Annotated in this window: 13 protein-coding genes; 5 read left to right on the top strand and 8 right to left on the bottom strand. The window is 71.2% G+C overall.

Annotated features, from left to right (window positions below; genetic code table 11):
- Window positions 1-8: 8 nt before the first annotated feature.
- The 7 genes from A9977_RS08870 to argH form a co-directional block, all read right to left on the bottom strand.
- Window positions 9-980: a UDP-glucuronic acid decarboxylase family protein gene (locus A9977_RS08870; protein WP_183024529.1), complete on the bottom strand. Its 972-nt coding sequence runs from the start codon at window positions 978-980 to the stop codon at window positions 9-11.
- A gap of 35 nt (window positions 981-1,015) precedes the next feature.
- Window positions 1,016-1,858, bottom strand: a complete 843-nt coding sequence (locus tag A9977_RS08865) for a glycosyltransferase family 2 protein (protein WP_183024528.1) — start codon at window positions 1,856-1,858, stop codon at window positions 1,016-1,018.
- 248 nt (window positions 1,859-2,106) lie between these two features.
- Complete coding sequence (locus A9977_RS08860; RefSeq protein ID WP_183024527.1) at window positions 2,107-2,907, bottom strand: SGNH/GDSL hydrolase family protein; 801 nt, start codon at window positions 2,905-2,907, stop codon at window positions 2,107-2,109.
- A 91-nt stretch (window positions 2,908-2,998) separates the two neighbouring features.
- Window positions 2,999-3,754 carry an anti-sigma factor domain-containing protein gene (locus tag A9977_RS08855; protein WP_183024526.1) on the bottom strand — a complete coding sequence of 252 codons (756 nt, stop codon included), beginning with the start codon at window positions 3,752-3,754 and terminating at the stop codon, window positions 2,999-3,001.
- A 10-nt stretch (window positions 3,755-3,764) separates the two neighbouring features.
- Entirely contained in the window at window positions 3,765-4,340 is a 576-nt protein-coding gene (locus tag A9977_RS08850) for an RNA polymerase sigma factor (protein ID WP_183024525.1), read from the bottom strand.
- Between the two features lie 76 nt (window positions 4,341-4,416).
- Window positions 4,417-5,025, bottom strand: a complete 609-nt coding sequence (locus A9977_RS08845; protein WP_183024524.1) for a putative colanic acid biosynthesis acetyltransferase — start codon at window positions 5,023-5,025, stop codon at window positions 4,417-4,419.
- Window positions 5,026-5,032: 7 nt separating this feature from the next.
- Window positions 5,033-6,430 (bottom strand): argininosuccinate lyase, encoded by a 1,398-nt coding sequence (argH, locus tag A9977_RS08840; protein ID WP_183024523.1) that lies wholly within the window; start codon window positions 6,428-6,430, stop codon window positions 5,033-5,035.
- A 49-nt stretch (window positions 6,431-6,479) separates the two neighbouring features.
- On the opposite strand from argH, the gene A9977_RS08835 reads away from it, so the two are divergent.
- The 5 genes from A9977_RS08835 to A9977_RS08815 all read left to right on the top strand — a co-directional run bounded on the left by A9977_RS08835 (window position 6,480) and on the right by A9977_RS08815 (window position 12,702).
- Window positions 6,480-7,547 carry a sensor histidine kinase gene (locus A9977_RS08835; RefSeq protein WP_183024522.1) on the top strand — a complete coding sequence of 356 codons (1,068 nt, stop codon included), beginning with the start codon at window positions 6,480-6,482 and terminating at the stop codon, window positions 7,545-7,547.
- A gap of 35 nt (window positions 7,548-7,582) precedes the next feature.
- Window positions 7,583-8,332, top strand: coding sequence for a LytTR family DNA-binding domain-containing protein (locus A9977_RS08830; RefSeq protein ID WP_183024521.1), 750 nt, complete (start codon window positions 7,583-7,585; stop codon window positions 8,330-8,332).
- Complete coding sequence (locus tag A9977_RS08825) at window positions 8,329-9,564, top strand: AI-2E family transporter (protein ID WP_183024520.1); 1,236 nt, start codon at window positions 8,329-8,331, stop codon at window positions 9,562-9,564. Before A9977_RS08830 ends, A9977_RS08825 begins: the two co-directional genes overlap by 4 nt.
- Window positions 9,557-10,285, top strand: coding sequence for a tetratricopeptide repeat protein (locus A9977_RS08820; RefSeq protein WP_183024519.1), 729 nt, complete (start codon window positions 9,557-9,559; stop codon window positions 10,283-10,285). The genes A9977_RS08825 and A9977_RS08820 overlap by 8 nt, the downstream gene beginning before the upstream one ends.
- Before the next feature lie 239 nt (window positions 10,286-10,524).
- Window positions 10,525-12,702: a TonB-dependent siderophore receptor gene (locus tag A9977_RS08815; RefSeq protein WP_183024518.1), complete on the top strand. Its 2,178-nt coding sequence runs from the start codon at window positions 10,525-10,527 to the stop codon at window positions 12,700-12,702.
- Here the strand turns inward: A9977_RS08815 and A9977_RS34590 are convergent.
- On the bottom strand, window positions 12,645-20,909 hold the full coding sequence (locus A9977_RS34590) for a GH36-type glycosyl hydrolase domain-containing protein (RefSeq protein WP_183024517.1): 8,265 nt from the start codon (window positions 20,907-20,909) through the stop codon (window positions 12,645-12,647). The two genes, A9977_RS08815 and A9977_RS34590, sit on opposite strands and share 58 nt — an antisense overlap.
- Between the last annotated feature and the right edge of the window lies 1 nt (window position 20,910).

Below are 20,910 nucleotides of genomic sequence, written 5' to 3'. Positions count from 1 at the left end.
CGGGTCCTTCAGGCCGCGGCGGGCGCGGAGAGCAACTGGTCGAAATAGGCGATGGTCTTGCCCAGGCCTTCGTCGAGCTGCGTGGTGGGCGTCCAGCCGCCGAGTTCCTTCTGCGCCACCGAGATGTCGGGCTGGCGCTGCTTGGGGTCGTCCGAGGGCAGCGGCAGGCGCACCAGCTTGCTCTTCGAGCCGGTGAGCTCGATCACCTTGTTGGCCAGCTCCAGCATCGAGAATTCGTTGGGGTTGCCGATGTTGACCGGGCCCGGGAAGTGGTCGCCGGTGCCCATCATGCGCAGCATGGCTTCGAGCAGGTCGTCGACATAGCAGAAGCTGCGCGTCTGCTGGCCGTTGCCGTAGATCGTGATGTCCTCGCCCTTGAGCGCCTGGACGATGAAGTTCGACACCACGCGGCCGTCGTTGGCATGCATGCGCGGGCCGTAGGTGTTGAAGATGCGCACGACCTTGATGCGCAACTGGTGCTGGCGGTGGTAGTCGAAGAACAGCGTCTCGGCGCAGCGCTTGCCTTCGTCGTAGCAGCTGCGAATGCCGATCGGGTTCACGCGGCCCCAGTAGCCTTCGACCTGCGGATGCACCTCGGGGTCGCCGTAGACCTCGCTGGTCGAGGCCTGCAGGATCTTGGCGCGCACCCGCTTGGCCAGGCCCAGCATGTTGATCGCGCCGTGCACGCTGGTCTTGGTGGTCTGGACCGGGTCGTGCTGGTAGTGGACCGGCGAGGCCGGGCAGGCCAGGTTGAAGATCTCGTCGACTTCCACGTACAGCGGGAAGGTCACGTCGTGGCGCATCAGCTCGAAGCGCGGATGGTCGAGCAGGTGCTCGACGTTGCGCTTGGTGCCGGTGAAGAAGTTGTCGACGCAGAGCACGTCGTGGCCCTGTTCGAGCAGCCGGTCGCACAGGTGGCTGCCCAGGAAACCGGCACCGCCGGTGACGAGAATTCGCTTGGAGGCGTTGTATTGGCGCATGGGCGGCATCACTCCGTAAGAACAGATAAAAAGGATCAGGGGGCGCGCTGCTGGGCGCGCTGCTCGTACATCTTCGCGTCGACCAGCATGCGGAACCACAGGGCCTGGAAGAAGGCGAAGTAGAAGCCCGTCACGCCGTCCAGGAAGCCCAGGCGGAAGACGTAGCGGTAGAGGAAGTAGCTCGACACCCGCAGGCCGCTCGGCAGCTTGTAGTAGAGCTCCTTGATGAAGCGCGTGCGCTCCCGCGGGTCGCCCAGGAGGCGCGGCTGCAGCACGCCGTCGGCGGCGCCCTGGGGGGCCAGCTTCTCCTTGGCCTCGGCGTCGCTCCAGCGGTTGTGGCTGGCGATCCAGTCGGTCAGCCTGGCGGAGTTCTTGTCGTGCATGAAGCCCGCAAGCCGCGCGGGCGTGGACGGGCTGATGAAATGCTGGTCGTACAGCCGCGCTTCGCAGCGGCCGCGGCCCGAGCGGAACAGCCGCAGATGCCAGGGGTTGACGCCGCTGAAGCGCAGCATCTTGCCCATGAAGTAGTCGCGCCGGCGCAGCAGGTAGGCGTCATGCGCCGGCGTGCCGGCCAGCAGGGCGCCGATCTCGCGCACCGCCTGGGCGTCGAGCACCTCGTCGGCGTCCAGGTGCAGCTGCCAGTCGCAGTGCGGCTCGACCTGGGCGATGGCCCAGTTGCGCTGGTCGCTGTAGTTGGAGAAGGCGCGCTGGACCACCGTGCAGCCCAGTTCCTCGAGGATCTGCGGCGTGCCGTCGCTGGAGAAGGAATCCACCGCGTAGACATGGGGGCTGACCTTCAGCGCCTCGCCCACCGTCTCGCGGACGATCGCGGCGGAGTTGAAGGTGAGGATGACGACGATGCAGCGGGAATGTTCCATGGCTTTCAAGGTGTGCAGTGCGGGTTTTCGCCCTTGCAAAGGCCAGTGCACGGCCTGAAAAGGAATTTAAACTTTAGCACCAATTTCTTACATTTTGAGGCGCATTGCGCCGCTGGAGCCCTGCGTGCCCCGCAAATGTGTCAAGAAATACCGGAACGTTCAACGAATGTGAACTGGGCCTGGGCGGGGAGGGCGCTCGGGCCTGCGTCGTCATGGGCGGCTGCTTGCTCGGGCCGCGCCGATGCCCGTCAGGGCGTCGGGACGAAGACGCCGCTGGGCACGCCCGGGCCGGACTGTACCGGCCGCGGGGCGGGGCTGGCCGCCAGGGTCTCGGGCGCGGTCACGTGGGCCGAGATCACCGATTGCCAGAGCCGGTAGCCGGTCTCGTTCATGTGCAGCCGGTCGCCGAGGAAGAGCTCGGCGCGCGGGCGTCCGTCGGCGCCCAGCATCGGCGTGAAGATGTCGATGTACTCGGCATTGGCCATGGTGCGCACGTAGGCCGCGATGATGTCGTTGGTGCTGCGGATCTTGGCCATCAGCGCCTCGCGCGAGGGGCTGGGCTTGATCGAGATGTAGCTGATGCGGGCCTCGGGCAGCGTCTCGCGCACGGTGTTGGCGAACTGGGCGAAGCTCTCGAGCACCTGCAGCGGCGTGCGGCCTTCGGCCAGGTCGTTGTCGCCCGCGTAGACCAGCACGTGGCGCGGCCGGTAGCGCACCACCAGCTCGTGGGTGAACAGGCTGCAGTCGGCCATGGTCGAGCCGCCGAAACCGCGGTTGATGACCACCGGCGACTGGCGGAAGTCCTGCGCCAGGTGGGTCCACATGCGGATGGTGGAGCTGCCCACGAAGAGCACGCCGTCGGTGGCGGGCAGCTTTTCCTTGTCGGCGCTCGCGAAGGCGCTGAGCGAACCGCGCCAGCGGTTCATCGCGGCCAGGTAGTCGGGCGAGGCGGACGGCAGCGCCTGCGGCGCGGCGGGCAGCTGGGCCCGGGCGGCGCCCGCGGCGCCCAGAGCGAGCGCCAGGCACAGGACGAAGGCGGAGGATTTCATCGGCGGCATGGAGTCCACACAACGCACGGCGGGGGCCGGCGGTTGGCAGACCAAGGGCGTGCGAACTAAAAATCGCGGCGATGGTTCCCCGTCAGAGCATCTTTTCGATCAGCGCGCCCTTGAACACGATCGGGCCGGCCGGCCCCTGGCCGCGCGGCACGCCACCCTTGCGCTCGAGCGAGATCGCGAGCGCCGGCACCTCGCGCACCTCGGATTCCGCCACCGCCAGCCGCAGCGCCGGCGCCCGGTCGAGCACGCCCAGCGAGCGCGGCGCGCCGCCCGGGGGCAGGGCCCAGAGCTCGAGCGACTTGTCCTCGCCCTCGCTGTACTCGCCGACCCGCTGCAGCGTCAGCTGGCGCTTGGTGGGGTCGAAGGTCACGAGCATCGAGGCGGCCGCCTTGTCGTCGGACAGCACGGCCACGTAGCGCACGTTGGGGGCGTTGCGCAGCTCGTCGCGCAGGTTCACGCCGACCACCACGGCCAGCACGGTGGCCAGCGCGCCCGCGGCGGTGGCACCACGCCACAGCGCCAGGCTGCGCAGCCAGCCGCGCGGCGGCGGCGCGTCGGCGGGCGCGGCCGCGGCACGCTGGCGCGCCAGCGCCTGTTCTTCCTTCTCGACCTCGATCTGGTTGCGCACGCGGGTCCAGACCGCGGCGTCGGGCACGGTGCTGGCCTCGAGTTCGGTCAGGCTGGCCAGCCGGCCCTGCCAGATCAGCGCCGCGGCGCGCACCGGCGCCTGTTCGCGGGCCAGGGTCTCGAAGCGGCGGCGCGCGCCGCCGCGCAGCGTGCCCAGTGCATAGCTCGCGGCCAGCAGTTCGAGCCGTTCGGCGGGGGTGGAAATGTTCATGATGCGTCCTTCACGCGAAGCGGCCCATGCAGACGCGCAGCTTCTCCAGCCCTCGGCGAATCCAGGTCTTGACCGTGCCCAGCGGCAGCTTGAGCTGTTCGGCCAGCTCGCCATGGCTCAGGTCGCGCAGGTAGGCCAGGCTCACCACCTCGCGCTGCTTGCCCTCGAGCTGCTGCAGGCACTGGTGCAGCGCCCAGGCCTGCTCGCCGGCATCGGCCATGTCCATGGGGTTGGGCGCGCCGGACTCCAGCGTCTCGGCCATGAGCTCGTCGAATTCCTGCGTGAGCTGGGCGCGGTCGGCGGTGCGGCGGCGCAGCAGGTCGAGCGCGCGGCTGCGCACGATCAGCCCCAGCCAGGCCAGCGGCGGGCTCAGCGTGCCGCGGTAGTCGCCGGCCACGCGCCAGATGGTCATGAAGGCTTCCTGCAGCACGTCCTCGGCCCATTCGCGCTGGCGCACCACGCGCAGCGCCAGCCCGAACAGGCGGGGCGAGGTCCGGTCGTAGAGCTGGCGCAGCGCGGCTTCGTCGCGCTGGCCGACGCGGTCGATCAACGCCATCAGTTCGGTGTCGGGGCTGGGATCTGTCATGCAGACATTGTGGGGCAGCAGTGGCCATACCAAGGGTACGGCTTGCGGGGCCCGCCGGATTCAGCCCGGCGCCGGTTCAGGGCAGCGGTTCGAAGCGCTTGCGTTCGCGCACCGGCCGGCCCGGGTTGCCGGCGTAGACGGTCCAGGGGGCGAGTTCGCCGAAGGTCACGCAGCGGGCGCCGACCACCGCGCCCTCGCCGACCTGGGTGCCGGGCCCGACGAAGGCCTCGGCGCAGACCCAGGCCTGGGCGCCGATGACGATGGCGCGCGCCTGCAGCTGGAAGTGCGGGTCGTCGAAATCGTGCGTGCCGCTGCACAGGTGGGCGTCCTGCGAGATCAGCGCCCGGCGCCCGATCGTGATCGGGCCCAGGTTGTAGCAGTTGACCCGCGGACCGATCACCGCGCCCTCGTGCATCACGAGGTTGGGCGGGTACCAGACCCTGGCGCTGCCGCGCACGTCGCTGCGCGGGGCCATCGAGGCGCCGAAGGCGCGCAGCAGGAACCTGCGCCAGGGCGCAAGCTGGCGCGGCGTCCAGGTGGCGGTGGCGGCCCAGACCACGATGAAGAGCGCGCGCAGCAGCCGGTTGCGCAGCGAGAAGCTCGGGCCGTTGAAGGAGGGGCGCGAGGCGAGCGCGTCCAGGATCTCGGACTTGCCGGTGTCCTCGGGGGGGCGGACGGCGCTCATGGGGCGCTTATCCCAGTCGGGCGCGGTGGCGCGCCACCTGCGCGCGCACCTGGGCCGGCGCGGTGCCGCCGAGGATGTTGCGGGCGTTGAGCGAGCCGCGCAGGCTCAGCACGTCGTAGACGTCCTTCTCGATGCCGGGGTTGAACTGCTGCAGCACCGCCAGCGGCAGCTCCGACAGGTCGACCTGGTGCGAGATCGCGGCCTTCACCGCATGGGCCACGGTTTCGTGGGCGTCGCGGAAGGGCAGGCCCTTCTTGACCAGGTAGTCGGCCAGGTCGGTGGCGGTGGCGTAGCCGCGCAGCGCGGCCTTCTCCATCGCCTCGGGCTTGACCGTGATGCCGCCGACCATCTCCGCGAAGATGCGCAGCGTGTCCTTGAGCGTGTCGACGGTGTCGAACAGCGGCTCCTTGTCTTCCTGGTTGTCCTTGTTGTAGGCCAGCGGCTGGCCCTTCATGAGTGTGATCAGGCCCATCAGGTGGCCGACCACGCGGCCGGTCTTGCCGCGCGCCAGCTCGGGCACGTCGGGGTTCTTCTTCTGCGGCATGATCGACGAGCCGGTGCAGAAGCGGTCGGCGATGTCGATGAAGCCGAAGCTCTGGCTCATCCACAGCACCAGCTCTTCGCTCAGGCGGCTGATGTGGACCATCGCCAGCGAAGCGGCGGCGGTGAACTCGATCGCGAAGTCGCGGTCGCTCACCGCGTCCAGGCTGTTCTGGCAGACGCCGTCCATGCCCAGCGCGCGGGCCACGGCCTCGCGGTCCAGCGGGTAGCTGGTGCCGGCCAGCGCGGCCGCGCCCAGCGGCAGGCGGTTCACGCGCTTGCGCACGTCGAGCAGGCGCTCGGCGTCGCGGCTGAACATTTCCACATAGGCCAGCATGTGGTGGCCGAAGCTCACTGGCTGGGCCACCTGCAGGTGGGTGAAGCCCGGCAGGATCACTTCCACGTTCTTCTCTGCCAGGTCGACCAGCGCCTTCTGCAGCGCGACCAGCAGTTCGCCGATCAGGTCGATCTCGCCGCGCAGCCAGAGCCGCACGTCGGTCGCGACCTGGTCGTTGCGGCTGCGGCCGGTGTGCAGGCGCTTGCCCGCATCGCCCACCAGCTGGGTCAGGCGGGCCTCGATGTTGAGGTGCACGTCCTCGAGGTCGAGCTTCCAGTCGAAGGCGCCGGATTCGATCTCGGTGCGGATCTGCGCCATCCCACCCTGGATCGAGGCCAGGTCCTGCGCGCCGATGATCTTCTGGGCGGCGAGCATGCCGGCATGCGCCAGCGAACCCTCGATATCCGCCTGCCACAGCCGCTTGTCGAAGAACACGCTGGCGGTGTATCGCTTCACCAGGTCGCTCATGGGTTCGGAGAACAGCGCCGACCAGGCTTCGGATTTCTTGTCGAGTTGGTTTTGGGTCATGGAGGGCCTAGGGAAGGCAATAATGGGTTGATAACCCGATGTGTCTGTGATGCGCAATCCGGCGATTTTATCGGCCCCCCCTTCCACACCCGCGCGAAAGCCGGCGCGGGCGGCGGCGCGCGTGGTTTCTGGCGGCCTGTTCGACGCCTGCCAGATCGGCGTGGTGCTGCGTGCCGTGCTGCTGGTGGAGGCGGTGGTGGGGGTGGCGACGCTGTTCCTGGCGCGCTCGCCGGCCGACTGGCTGGTGCTGTCGGCCACCGTCACCGGCGGCGCGTTGCCGGCCACGCTGCTGTGGCTGGTGCTGGCCTGCGCGCTCAAGAAGCTGCTGGCGCGGCTGGCGCGGCCGGCCCAGTACGCGGCCGGTGCCGCGCTCGGTGCGGTGGCCGCGCTCTACGGCTGTGCGCTGCTCTGGCTCACCGGCGTGGTGGCCGCGGCGCCCTGGATCGCCAGCGCGGCGGCCGGCGCCATGTTCGCCGGCCTGATCATGGCCGGGCTGGTGCTGCGCGCCCGCGGCCGCACGCCGGCCGCCACCACCGCGCGGCTGGAGGAGCTGCAGGCGCGCATCCGGCCCCATTTCCTGTTCAACACGCTCAACACCGCGATCGCGCTGGTGCGCGAGGAGCCGGCCAAGGCCGAGGCCATGCTCGAGGACCTGGCCGAGCTGTTCCGGCGGGCGCTGGCCGATCCGGAGCAGGCGGTCACGCTGGCCGACGAGATCGCGCTGGCCGAGCGCTACCTGGCGATCGAGCAGGTGCGCTTCGGCGAGCGGCTGGCGATCCGCTGGGACCTGGACCCGGCGGCCAGCGCGGCCCGGCTGCCGGCGCTGCTGCTGCAGCCGCTGGTCGAGAATGCGGTCAAGCACGGGGTGGAGCCCAGTCCCGAGGGCGCGCAGCTGCGCATCCGCACCGAGCGGCGCGGCGCGCTGGCGGTGATCGAGGTGATCAACAGCCTGCCGCCCTTGCGCTGGGCCGAGCAGCCGCTGCCGCGCGGCCACGGCATCGCATTGGCCAACGTGCGCGACCGGCTGCGCCTGCTGCACGACGTGCAGGCCCAGTTCAGCGCCGGACTCGAACAGAAGAATTACCGTGTGCGGATCGTGGTCCCGCTGGGATCATGAGTCCGAACCACGGGTTGGAGGGAGGAGAGAAAAAAATGACACTGAGAATCCTGATCGTCGATGACGAAGCGCTGGCGCGCTCGCGCCTGCGCACGCTGCTGGGCGATTGCCGAACGCCCGGCGCCGAGGTGGTGGGGGAGGCCGCGAACGCCGAGCAGGCGCGCGAACAGGTCGATCGCCTGCGGCTCGACCTGGTGCTGCTCGACATCCACATGCCGGGCATGGACGGCCTGGCCTTCGCGCGCAGCCTGCAGGGCCGGCCCGACGCGCCGGCCGTGGTGTTCGTCACCGCCCACGCGGCCCATGCCGTGACCGCCTTCGAGCTCGACGCGGTCGACTACCTGACCAAGCCGGTGCGCGTCGAGCGCCTGCAGCAGGCCTTGCAGAAGGTCGAGCGCCATCTCAAGGAACAGCGCGCGCCGGCGCCCGAAGCGCCGCCGCAGCCGCACCTGCTGATCCAGGACCGCGGCCGCACCGAGCGCGTGCCGCTGGCCTCGGTGCTCTACCTCAAGTCGGAATACAAGTACCTCACGGTGCGCACCGCCACCCGCAGCCACATCCTCGACGGCTCGCTGGCCGATTTCGAGGCGCGCTACCCGCAGCACTTCGTTCGCGTGCACCGCAATGCGCTGGTGGCGCGCGCCGCGATCCGCGCGCTCGAGAAATACGACGACGGCGAGGACGCCGAAGGCTGGGCCCTGCGCCTGGACGGCATCGCGGAGCCGGTGGTGGTGTCGCGCCGCCAGCTGGCCTGCGTGCGTGAAGCTTTGAAGGAGACGCCATGAGTGCCATCCATCCCATCGAGGGCGTGCCGGTCGAGGCGGCCCCCGAGCCCGAGCCCCTGCCCGCCGACGGCACCCCCGCGCCGGCGCCGGACGTGGTGCGCGAAGTCATGCAGGAAGCGGCCGAAGAGGCGCGCGACCGTGTGCTGCTCCAGATGCCGGTCGACGTGCGCAGCGCCTCGCTGGTGCTGGTCGCGGTGCTGGCCAGCGTGTTCGCCCTGCACTGGGCCGCGGCGGTCTTCATTCCGCTGATGCTGAGCCTGCTGGCGACCTACGCGCTGGCGCCGGTGGTCAACCGGCTGGTGCGCTGGCACGTGCCGCGCGCGCTGGCCGCGGCGGCGATCCTGCTGGCCATCGGCGGCGCCTTGGGCTGGACCGGCTATTCGCTGTCGGGCAGCGCGACCGAACTGGTCGACTCGCTGCCGCTGGCCGCGCAGAAGCTGCGCCTGGCGATGGTGCGCGGGCCGAGCGACAACGCCAGTGCGCTCGACACCGTGCAGAAGGCCGCCGCCCAGCTCGAGCAGGCCGCGCAGGCGGCGCCGGCCGCGCGGCGCGGCGTGCAGCGGGTGATCGTCGAGCGCCCGCCCTTCAACGTGCGCGACTACCTCTGGAGCGGCACGGTCGGCCTCATGACCGCGGCCGGCCAGCTCACGCTGGTGGCCTTCCTGACCTTCTTCGCGCTGTGCTCGGGCGACACCTTCCGGCGCAAGCTGGTGAAGATCGCGGGCAACAGCCTCAGCAAGAAGCGGGTCACGGTGCATGTGCTGGACGACATCACCGGCCACATCCAGCGCTACCTGCTGGTGCAGATCGCCAGCAGCGCACTGGTGGGCGTCGCCACCGGCCTGGCTTTCTGGGCCATCGGGCTGGAGAACGCGGCGGTCTGGGGCATCCTCGCGGCGGTCACCAACCTGATCCCCTACGTGGGCTCGGTGATCGTGATGGGCGCCTCGGCGCTGGTGGCCTTCCTGCAGTTCAACGGGGTCGAGATGGCGCTGGGGGTGGGCGGCACCTCGCTGTTGATCCACACGCTGGTGGGCAACCTGCTGGTGCCCTGGCTCACCAGCCGCACCAGCCGCATGAACCCGGTGGCGGTGTTCATCGGCGTGATCTTCTGGGGCTGGCTCTGGGGCATCTGGGGGCTGCTGCTGGGCATCCCGATCATGATGGTCGTGAAGTCCATCTGCGACCGGGTCGAGGACCTGCAGCCCATCGGCGAACTGCTCGGTGACTGAAGGGCTGCGCCGCCCGGGCCGCGCGCAGCTCCTGGTGGCGACGCTGCTGTGCGCGGCCGCTGCCTCGGCGCAGCCGCGCACGCCGGGCCCCGAGGATCTCGACGACGCCTACCGCCAGGAAATGCGCACCGAGCAGCGGGCGCTGGCGGCCCGCATCCGCGGGCTGCCCCCGGACGCGCGCGAGCGCAACGCGCGCATCGGGCAGGCGGTGCGCGAGGGCGACCTGGCGCTGGCGCTGCAGCGCGCGCAGGCGCTGGAGGCGGCCTACCCGGAGCAGGCCGACGTGCAGAACTTCATCGCCTCGCTCCTGGCCCGCGACGGCCAGCTCTTCGAAGCGCTCGCGCACATGGAGCGCGCGACGCGGCTGGCGCCCGACAACCGCTGGTTCGCGGTGCGCCGGGCCGGCATCGAGGCCGAACTGGGGCGCCCGGCAGACGCGCTGGCGACCGTCGATGCGCTGGTCGCCCGCGCGCCCGGCTGGAGCATCGCGCACAACCTGCGCGCCGGCCTGCTGCACGACCTGGGCCGCGATCCCGAAGCGCTGGCCGCCTACGGCGCCGCCATCGCGGCGCAGCCGCCCAGCGCGCAGATCCTCTGCAACCGCGCCGACCTGCTGGTCCGCGCCGGCCGTCCCGCCGATGCGAGGGCCGACTACCGGCGTGCGCTGCTGCTGCAGCCGGGTTACATACGCGCCGAGGAAGGCCTGGCCGCCACGCCCTAGCGCAGGCCTGCGGGTGCCGACGGCGTCGCACTCGAACAACAATCCATCCACGTTTGTTTCTTGTTGAGGGCAGGGCGACGAGATTCGTTACATGCGTTTATATAATAAGAATCATTGTTATTCCGTTTCGCTTTGAGCCGGAATGACACATCGCGTGCCAGCGCCGCCTTGCCGACGCCCGGCTGTCCGGTGCGCCCGGCCCCCGGTGCCCATCCTCCTTTCTCCTCCCGTTCGTCTCCATGCCTTTGCCCTCCGGTTCCTCTTCCCGCGCAGATTTCCGTTTCGCCCCCACGCCGCTTGCCCACCTGCTGCGTCATTCCCTGGGCGCCTGCCTCGTGCTCGCCGCTGCAGGGGCCGCGGCCCAGACGACGGAGACCCAGCTGAAGGAAGTGGTGGTCACCGACCAGGCCGAGGCCATCGGCGGCCTGCAGAAGACCTACTCGGGCGGCCAGTTCGCGCGCGGCGGCAGCCTGGGCATCCTCGGCATCACCGACCTGATGAACGTGCCCTTCAGCACCACCAACTACACCTCGGAGCTGATCGACAACCAGCAGGCGCTGACCATCGCCGACGTGGTCATGAACGACGCCTCGGTGCGCACCCTGGCGGCGCGAGGCGGCTATGGCGACGACTTCCAGATCCGCGGCTTCGCCGTCGGCTCGCGCGACGTCGCCATGAACGGCCTGTTCGGCCTCGCGCCCGCGACCCGCATCCCGCTCGAGATGATCGAGCGGGTGGAAGTGCTCAAGGGCCCGGGCTCGCTGACCAACGGCGTGGGACCCAACGGCAGCATCGGCGGCAGCATCAACGTGGTGACCAAGCGCGCCGCCGACGTGCCGCTCACGCGCCTGAGCACCACCTACATGAGCGACGCCCAGTTCGGCACCCATCTGGACGTGGGCCGCCGCTTCGGCGACGACAACCAGTGGGGCGTGCGCGTCAACGGCGTGTGGCGCAACGGCGAGGGCAACGTCGACGGCGGCCGCCAGCGGCTGGGCCTGGGATCGGTGGGCATCGACTACGCGGGCAGTCGCCTGCGCTGGTCGCTGGACGCGCTCACCACCAGCGGCAAGACCACCGAGTTCCGCCCGCAGATCGCCTTCCGCAGCGGCATCACCCAGGTCCCGGCCGTGCCCGACAACCGCTCGAGCTTCTACCCGGGCGCCGAACTCACGGACAAGGCCAAGACCGTGATGTCGCGCCTGGAGTTCGACATCGACAGCGACACCACCGTCTATGGCGGCGTGGGCTACAGCGACGTGTCGACCGACCAGAACTTCCCCACCGCCGTCACCCGCCCGGTCGACCTGCGCCCCAACACGCAGGGCAACTTCTCGGTCAACAACGGCTACTACGACGAGTACAACAAGACCACCTCGGCCGAGATCGGCCTGCGCACGCGCTTCAAGACCGGCGCCGTCGGCCACTCGCTGGTGCTGGCGGCCAACCGCATGGACCGCGAAACGGGCTACTTCTACCAGCTGACCACCACCCCCGTCGCGTCGAACCTCTACAACCCGTCGCCGCTGCCGGCGATCAACTTCGCGCGCGGCGAACCCAGCAAGACGGCCGAGCTGTCGCAGTACAGCCTGGCGGTCGCCGACACGATGTCCTTCTTCAGCGACCGCTTCCTGCTGACGCTGGGCCTGCGCGACCAGACCATCAACCAGAAGAGCGTCAACGGTTCCACTGCCTACGACGCCAGCGCCGTCACGCCGCTGGTCGGCCTGGTGTTCAAGCCGCAGCAGAACATCTCGGTCTACGGCAACTACACCGCGGGCCTGATGGCCGGTGGCATCGCGGGGCCGACCGCCGCCAACCGCGGCCAGGTGTTCGCACCGCAGAAGTCCAAGCAGTACGAGGTGGGCGTCAAGGCCGACTGGGGCACGCTGACCACCCAGGCGGCGGTCTACCAGATCACCCGGCCGAACGCCACGACCGACACCGTCACGCAGGTCTACAGCTTCGGCGGCGAGCAGCGCAACCGCGGCCTGGAGCTGACGATGTACGGCGAACTCCAGCGGGGCCTGCGCGCCATGGCCAGCGCCTCGTTCAACGACGCCAAGCTGACCCGCACCCAGGGCGGCGTGAACCAGGGCAACGACGCCAACGGCGTGCCGGACCGCACCTTCAACGTCGGCCTCGACTGGGACACCCCGTGGGTGCCGGGCCTGAGCTTCAACGGCCGCGTGATCAACACCTCGTCGACCTACTACGACGCCGCCAACCTGCTGCGCATGCCCAGCTGGACGCGGCTGGACATCGGCGCGCGCTACGTCACCAAGCTGGCGGGCAAGCCCCTGACCCTGCGCGCCAACCTCGAGAACGTGGCCGACAAGGCCTACTGGGTCACCAGCACCTACGTGACCGTCGGCGCGCCGCGCACGCTGATGCTGTCGGCCGCGATCGACTTCTGAGTCGCGGCATCGCTTCGACCGGCCGCGGGGGTGATCGACACCCACACGGCCTGCGTCGCATCGGCTGCCGCCGCGCCCTCGGTGCTGGCATGGCGCCAGTCGATCCATTCGCCGACCGCGAGCGCCACGCCCTGCGTGCGCGCCTCGCCGTACTGCAGCGTGACGACCCGGCCGTCCAGCCGCAGCACCATCTCGAAGCCCGGCCAGTGCGCCGGCACGCGCGGCGTGACCGACAGCCGGTCGCCGCGCACCACCAGCCCCAGCAGGGTCTCGATCGCCGCTCGGTGCAGCCAGGCGGCCGAGCCGGTGTACCAGCTCCAGCCGCCGCGGCCCACATAGGGCGCGGCGCCGTAGATGTCGCCGGCCATCACATAGGGCTCGAGCTCGTAGGCCGGGCCGCGCGTCGCATGGCGGGCGCGGTGGGCGGGGCTCAGGCCCTCGAAGCTCTGCCAAGCGGCCTCGACGTCGCCCGACAGCGCCTGCGCCATCAGCCCCCACACGGCCGCATGCGCGTACTGGCCGCCGTTCTCGCGCACGCCCGGCGGGTAGGCCTGGATGTAGCCCGGGTTGTTCGCCGAATGCGCGAGCGGCGGATGCAGCAGCCGCAGCAGGCCCGCGGCGTCGTCGTGCAGCTGTGCCTTCATCGATGCCATCGCGGGCTGCGTGTGGGCGGTGTCGGACGCGCCCGAGAGCACCGACCAGGCCTGCGCGATCAGGTCGATGCGGCACTCGTCGTTGGCCGACGAGCCCAGCGGCGCGCCGTTGTCGAAGAAGGCGCGGCGGAACCAGGCGCCGTCCCAGCCGGCGTCGTGCAGCGCGGCGATCCAGCCCTGGCGTGCCGCCAGCCAGCGTTCGGCGCGCGCGTGTTCATGGCGTGACTGCGCGATCGGCGCATAGCGCTCGACCACGCTGCACAGGAACCAGGCCAGCCACACCGATTCGCCGCGGCCCTCGTGGCCGACGCGGTTCATGCCGTCGTTCCAGTCGCCCGTGCCCATCAGCGGCAGGCCGTGCACGCCGACCGCCAGGCTGTGGTCGATGGCGCGCGCGCCGTGCTCGTAAACGTTGGCGCGTTCAGGGCTGGTGTGCGGCGCGTAGTAGGCGTCTTCCGCGCCTTCGGGGATCGCCGGGCCGTCGATGAAGGGCACGACGTGTTCGAGCACCGTGGCGTCGCCCGACACCTCGACATAGTGCGCCACCGCGTAGGGCAGCCACAGCAGGTCGTCGGAGAAATGCGTGCGCACGCCCGCGCCGCCAGGCATGTGCCACCAGTGCTGCACGTCGCCCTCGGGGAACTGTCGTGCCGCGTTGACGAGGATCTGCTCGCGCAGCCGCGCCGGGTCGGTCAGCGCGAACGCCATCGCGTCCTGCAGCTGGTCGCGGAAGCCGAAGGCGCCGCCGGCCTGGTAGAAGCCGGCCTTCGACCAGAGCCGGCAGACCAGCGTCTGGTAGACCAGCCAGCGGTTGACCATGGCATCGAACAGCGGGTCGGGCGTGCGCACCTGCAGCCGGCCCAGCAGCTCGTCCCAGAAGCCGCGCGCCTGTTGCAGCGCCTGGTCCACGTCGCGCGCCTGCCAGCGGCGGGCCAGTTGGGTGGCGGCTTCGGCATCGTCGGCCTGGCCTAGCATGAAGCAGAAGCGCAGGCCCTGGCCAGCCTCGAGCGTGAACTCGGCGCCGATCGCCGCGCAGGCATCGAGCCCGCTGCCGGCACGCTGGCCCAGCGTGTCGGGCACCTCGATGCCGCCATGGCCGGCGAAAAATTCGCTGCGCTCGCAGGTCCACTGCACCGCGCCCGGCAGGCCGGCCAGCGCGACGAAGGCCGTGCTGCCGCCGAAGCCCGCGCTGGATTCGCGCTGCTGGCCGAACACCGCCGGCAGGCCTTCGCCCTTCCAGCTGTGCACCGTGCGGCGCTCGCCGCGTGCGGCCCCCATCTGCCACTCGACCATCGCCAGCGCGCGCAGGCGGCGCCGGCCGACGCCTTCGTTGCGCACCTGCACCTGGACCAGCTTCATGCGCTCGTCGCGGTCGGCGAAGAAGGTGGTCTCGAGCACCATGTTGTGGTGCAGGCACTCGAACACGGTGTAGCCCTGGCCGTGGCGCACGCGATGCCGCGCGGCGCTGCCGCCGCGGCTGGCGGGCGTGAGCGGCAGCAGTTCGCGCGTGTCCAGGTCCTGCAGCAGGTAGTGCTCGAAGGCCGGGTCCTGCACCGGGTCGTTGGACCAGGGCGTGAGCTGGTGCATGCGGCTGTTTACGGCCCAGGTGTAGCCGGTGCCCGATTCCGACACCTGGAAACCGAAGGACGCGTTGGCGATCACGTTGATCCAGGGCTTGGGCGTGCGCCGGTTCAGGTCGACCTCGAAGCGGAACTCGCCGCTCTCGGCATCGAAGCCGCCCTGCGGCGGCTGCGCGGCGGCATCGACCTGCGTGGGCGCCGGCCGCAGCGCGAGCGGCGTGTGCGGCACCGCGGCGTCCGCCACCGCGGGCACGGCGGCGTCGCGCAGCGCGGCCACCTGGGCCTCGAGCGAACGGCCGTCGGCGCGGAACACCGCGCGCGCGAAGGTCGACAGCGCGGCCTTCTCCGAGGCCGCGACCTCGGCATCGCGCAGCAGGTAGAAGCCGGCCGCGTCGTTGCGCGGGAAGCTGTTCTGCGTCTCGTGCGCCACCCGGGCGCGCAGCGCCTCGATCTCGCGCTGCAGTGGCATCAGGTAGGAGTTCGGTTCGCCGTTGAGCACCACCAGGTCGCAGGCCACGCCGCCGAAGCCCCACCAGGGCTGGGCGCGCAGCAGCGTGTTGAGCAGGCCCATGCCGATGGTCGAGTGGATGTGCACCAGCACGATCGGCTTGTCGCCCGAAATGCCGAAACGCCAGATCTGCCGCAGGTCGATCGGCCCGCGGTCGCTCATCACGCGCGGCGTGGTGTAGGTGAGGATGGTCGTCAGGTCCTGCAGCGCGCGGGTCTTGACCGGATCGATCGCCAGGTCGCGCAGCCGCACCTGCGCCAGCGTGGCCGCCATGCGCATCGCGCGCTCGACGTGCATCGGCTGCAGGTAGCGGTCGATGCGCGGCATCAGCGTCTCGAGGTCGAGGTCGGCGGTGGTCGCGAAGCTCAGGCGCGCGGTGGCGCCGGCCGCGATCCGCAGCCGCACGCGCAGGCAGGCGATCGGGTCGAGCCCGTTGACCGGCGCGCCGGCCGCATCCACCGGCTGCGCATCGAGCCGCGGCGTGGCCAGCGTGTGGTTGCGGCCGAGGAAGGCGCGGCGGTCGGCCATGCAGTCGACGTCCAGCACGTGGGCGTCGGTCGAGGCCAGGAAGTGCGCCGCCGCCACCACCGCGTCGCCGTGCAGCCGCGGCTTGCGCGACAGCAGCAGCGCGCGCAGCGCGGGGTCCCAGCGGGTTTCGACGAACAGGTTGGCGAAGGCCGGATGGGCCTCGTCGGCCTTGGGGTTCGACAGCACCGGCTCGAAGTAGGAGATCAGTTCGAGCGTGCGCGCCTCGGTGTCGGTGTTGTGCAGCGTGACGGTGCGCAGCTCGGTGTCGTCTTCGGGGCTGATGAGCACGGTGATGCGCGTCTGCAGCCCCGGCCCGCCGGCCTCGAACTGTGCCTGGTCGGCCAGGAAGCGCGTGCGGTACTGCCAGCCCTTGCCGGGCGCGGGCAGGGACGTGAGCGAGGTCAGCGCCGTGCCGTTCGCGTCGCGCACGTAGAAGAAGGTGCCGTGGCCGTCGCGCAGCGGGTCGTCGCGCCAGCGCGTGACGTTGAACGAACGCCAGCGGCTCACGCCCGCGCCGCTGGCGCGCAGCGCCACGGTGTAGCGGCCGTTCGACAGCAGGTGCGTGGGCTGGAAGCCCGGCTGCATGGGGTCGACCAGGCGCGGCTGGTGGGCCGGCGCCTCGTCGGCCACGCTGGGCTCGGGGGGCGGGCGCGGGTCGGCGCTGCCGATGATCTGGCGCGGGGTGCGCTCGTGCAGCAGCGCGATGTGCGCCTGCACCAGGGGCGCGCTGCCGAACCAGCGCTGGGGCGCGCCGTCGCGCAGCACGTTGCACAGCGCCACCAGCGACATGCCCTGGTGGTGGGCCATGAAGTTGCGCACCACGGTCTGCGGCTCGCCTTCGGGCTGGCGCGAGAGCGTGAAGTCGACCGCGTCGAAGAAGCCGAAGTCGCCGCGCGCGCCCAGCGCTTCGAGCCGGCGCAGGTTGGCCACCGCGTCGCCGGGCGCGACCTGCGCCGCCATCGCGCTGGCGTAGGGCGCGACGACGCGGTCGGTCGGCGGCGTGCGGCGCAGCGCGAGCCGCGGCACGCCGAAGGGCGAGTACTGGTAGGCCAGCGAATGGTCGCGCGCGAAATAGGCCGACTCGGACACGCCCCAGGGCAGGCCCTGGGCGCGGCCGAAGGCCTGCTGCTCGCGCACCGCCGCGAGGTTGGCCACCTGCAGCAGGCCGTCGTCGGGCTCGGCCATCACCAGGGCGGGCATCAGGTATTCGAACATCGAGCCCGACCACGATTTGAGGCCCGATTGCGCGCCCACCGACAGGAAGGGCCGCCCGAGCGCCATCCAGTGGCGGCGCGGCACGTCGCCCTTGGCGATGGCGAGGAAGCTCAGCAGCCGCGACTCGGAGGCCAGCAGGTCGTAGTAGCTGGCGTCGAGCACGTCGTCGTCGACCCGCAGGCCGATGTGGAACAGGTGGCGCTTGGGGTCGTAGAGGCCGCGGAAGTCCATGCCGTGGCACAGCGCCTCGCAGCGCGCGGCCAGGGCCTGCAGCGCGGCGCGTGACCCGTCGTCGTTGGCGGTCGAGGCAAAGCCGCGGCAGGCCTGCGCCACCGCGAGCAGGTGGCCGGCCAGGTTGCCGCTGTCCACGCTCGAGACATAGGCCGGCTGCAGCACCGCCAGCGTCTGGGTGTCGTACCAGTTGTAGAGGTGGCCGCGGTGCTTGGGCAGCCGGTCCACGCTGGCCAGCGTCGCCTCCAGGCGCGCGGCCAGCGCCGCATCGTCGAGCCAGCCGAAGTCGCGCGCGCAGCAGCTGGCCAGCAGGTACATGCCGATGTTGGTGGGCGAGGTGCGGTGGGCGGTCGTGGTCTCGGGTTCGAGCTGCAGGTTGTCGGGCGGCAGGTGGTTGTCCTCGGGGCCCACCACGTGCTCGAAGAAGCGCCAGGTGTCGCGCGCCAGCGTCTCGAGGTAGGCGCGCTGCGCGGCGGGCAGCGCCTCGCCGTCGGCCCGCGGCACGCGGCTGGCCCACCAGGCGGTCAGCGGCGCCAGCGCCCACAGGCCGAACAGCAGACCGCCCGCGAGCGGGTGCGGGCTCCACAGCGCCGCGATGGCCAGCGCCAGGCACAGCAGGCTCAGCGGTGCCGAAGCGCGCACGAAGGCCCACAGGCCGTAGCGCGCCTGGGCCTGGGCTTGCGCGGCGGTGGTCCACTCGAGCAGGCGGCGGCGGCTCACGAGGAGGCGCCAGGCGGCGCGCAGCGTGGCGTCGAGCAGCAGTCGCGTCTGCGCGGCCAGCTGGCTGAACTGCCACAGCGCGCCGGTCAGCGCGCGCACGAGTTCGGTCAGGCCGACGTCGAAGAAATGGCGCAACTCGATCGAGCGCCGCGTCGGCACCAGGCCGGCCAGCGCGCCCAGCAGCGGCCCGAAGGCCAGCGCCGACACCACGGCGGCGAAGGCCCAGCGCAGCGGCATCGCCTGGCTGAAGACCGCGAGCACGAGCAGCGCGGCCGAGGCCGGCAGCACCAGCGCGCGGCGCAGGTTGTCGCTCATCTTCCACAAGCCCAGCGCATCGATGCCGAAGCGGGGCGCGCGCAGCATCAGCGGCAGCAGCTGCCAGTCGCCGCGGGTCCAGCGGTGGATGCGCGAGGCCGACACGCCCGCGTGGTGCGGATGGTCCTCGATCAGCACCAGGTCGCTCACCACCGCGCAGCGCGCCACGCTGCCCTCGAGCAGGTCGTGGCTCAGCACCGCACCGTCGGGCAGGCGGCGGTCGAGCGTGGCGTGCACCGCCTGCACGTCGAGCAGGCCCTTGCCGGTGAAGGAGCCGCTGCCGAACAGGTCCTGGTAGATGTCGGAGGCGCCGCTGCTGTAGGGGTCGATGCCGCACTGGCCGGCGAACATCCAGTGGAAGGCCGAGCGTTCCTCGCGCGTGGGCAACGGCGTGACCACGCGCGGCTGCAGGATGCCGAAGCCCGCAACCACGCGGCGGCCGTCGGCGTCGAGCTGGGGCGCGTTGAGCGGATGGGCCGCGATCGCGACCAGCTCGCGCAGCGTGCCCGGCGGCAGGCCGGTGTCGCTGTCGAGCGTGAGCACGTAGGGGATGGGGGCGGCCAGCCGCAGCCCGGGCGCGAGCGGCAGGAAGCCGCTGGCGTCGCCGGCGGCCAGCAGGCGCAGCAGCATCTCGAGCTTGCCGCGCTTGCGCTCCCAGCCGATCCAGCGCTGTTCGGTCTCGCACCAGCTGCGCGGGCGATGCAGCAGCAGGAAGCGCGGTACGGCACCTTCGGCGGCGGGGTGCAGCGCATTGAGCGCGGCGATGCGCCGCAGCGCATCGGCCAGCAATGCCTCGTCGCCGGGCAGCGTGGCCTGCGCCGCATCGGCCCAGTCGGTGAGCAGCGCGAACTGCGCATAGGGCTCGCGGTTGGCCAACCAGTGCAGTTCGAGCCGCTGCACCAGCTGCGCATTGGACTCGGTCGAACTCAGCAGCGTGGGGATCACGACCAGCACGCGGTGCGCGGCCGGGATGCCGGTGGCGAAGTCCAGCCGCGGCAGGGCCTGCACGCGCACCGACTCCGCGACGATGCGGTGCAGCAGCGCGATCACGGCCTCGGACAGCGGCCAGGCCATCAGCAGCAGCGCGAGGACGGCGATGCCGTCGATCTCGCCGACGCCCACGCGGTGCAGGCCATGCACCACCAGCGCCAGCATCGACGCGGTGCCGAGCGCGATGCTGCCCAGGTAGAGCGGCAGGCGCCATTGGCGCGCCGGCCGCGGCGGTGTGCGCGCGGCGCGGCGCGGCGGCTTGCCCGGGCGGGACGCCGCCAGCGCCGCGACCAGCGCGGGCCGGCCGAGCCCGAACAGGTGGTAGCCCGCGGTGCGCTCGGCGCCCGAGCGCTGGCCCTTGGCCACGGGCGTCTTGCGCGCGAGGCGCAGCACCGCTTCGGCCACGCTGCGCTCGGTGCGTTCGCTGCTGCGCGCGACCTGCTCCATCGCGTGCGTGATCTGCTGGCGCGTGCGTTCGCTCTCGGCCGCGAAGCTGGGCAGTTCGCGCAGCACGCGCAGCGAGCGGCTCACCGGTTCGATCAGGTCCACCCATTCGACCTGGCCGATCAGGCGCAGCGTGGTGATGATGTTGCCCACCGTGAGATTGGCGGCCGCCTGCGCGGTCTGCGCCTGCTCGACCAATAGCGGTCCGTTGGGGCAGTTGGCCTCGGTCCAGGCGAACAGCGGCGGCGGCCGCGCGCCGCGCTCGGCCGGCAGGCGCTGCCACAGTTGCGTGCAGTAGCTCGCCTGCAGGCCGCGCTCGCAGACCGTGGCGTAGAGCAGGTCCAGCTCGGTGGCCGACAGCGCATCGGCCGCGTCCCAGACCGCGTGCGCGAGTTCGCGCGCCACCTTGTTCTCGGCGATGCTCTCGGCCACGCGGCGCAGGTTCTCCAGCAGCACCACGCGCAAGGTCGTGGGCAGCGCCCACAGTTCACCCAGCGTGAGCTCGTCGACGTCCTGGTAGGCGTCGAGGAAGGCGGTGAACAGCTCCTTGTTGAGCACGCTGTCGGTATGGGCGACGTAGGCCCAGGCGATGCCGTAGACGCGCGGCAGGCCGGCCAACGGCGCGTCGGCCAGCTTGGGCAGGCGCGCGTAGTAGCTGCGCGGCACGCCCTCGCGGATCTGCTGCAGCTGGGCCTCGACCAGGTGGAAGTTGTCGAGCAGCCATTCGGCCGCAGGCGAGACATAGCGCCCGCTCTGCGAGATCAGCGCGATGTAGTCGAAGGCGCTGCGCAGCGAGGCCAGGTTCTCCTCGACGCGCGGAAAGAAGGGCGCGCTGGCGTGTGCCTCGTCGGCACCCTGGACACCCTGCGCGCGGGCCAGGCTGCGCCCATGCTGCTTGAAGCGCTGGGTGCCGAAGAGTTCGGCCCGGATGGGCGGGGGGACCGGTGCGTGCGGTCGTTGGAGAAGGTGGCGGGCGTAGGTGCTGAGGGTGGCGAGGCGGGCGATCACCGCGGCGGCGGTCACC

The organism is Variovorax sp. UMC13, from assembly GCF_014170375.1.
Classification (GTDB): Bacteria; Pseudomonadota; Gammaproteobacteria; order Burkholderiales; family Burkholderiaceae_C; genus Variovorax.
This window is presented reverse-complemented; position numbering and strand designations above follow the sequence as displayed.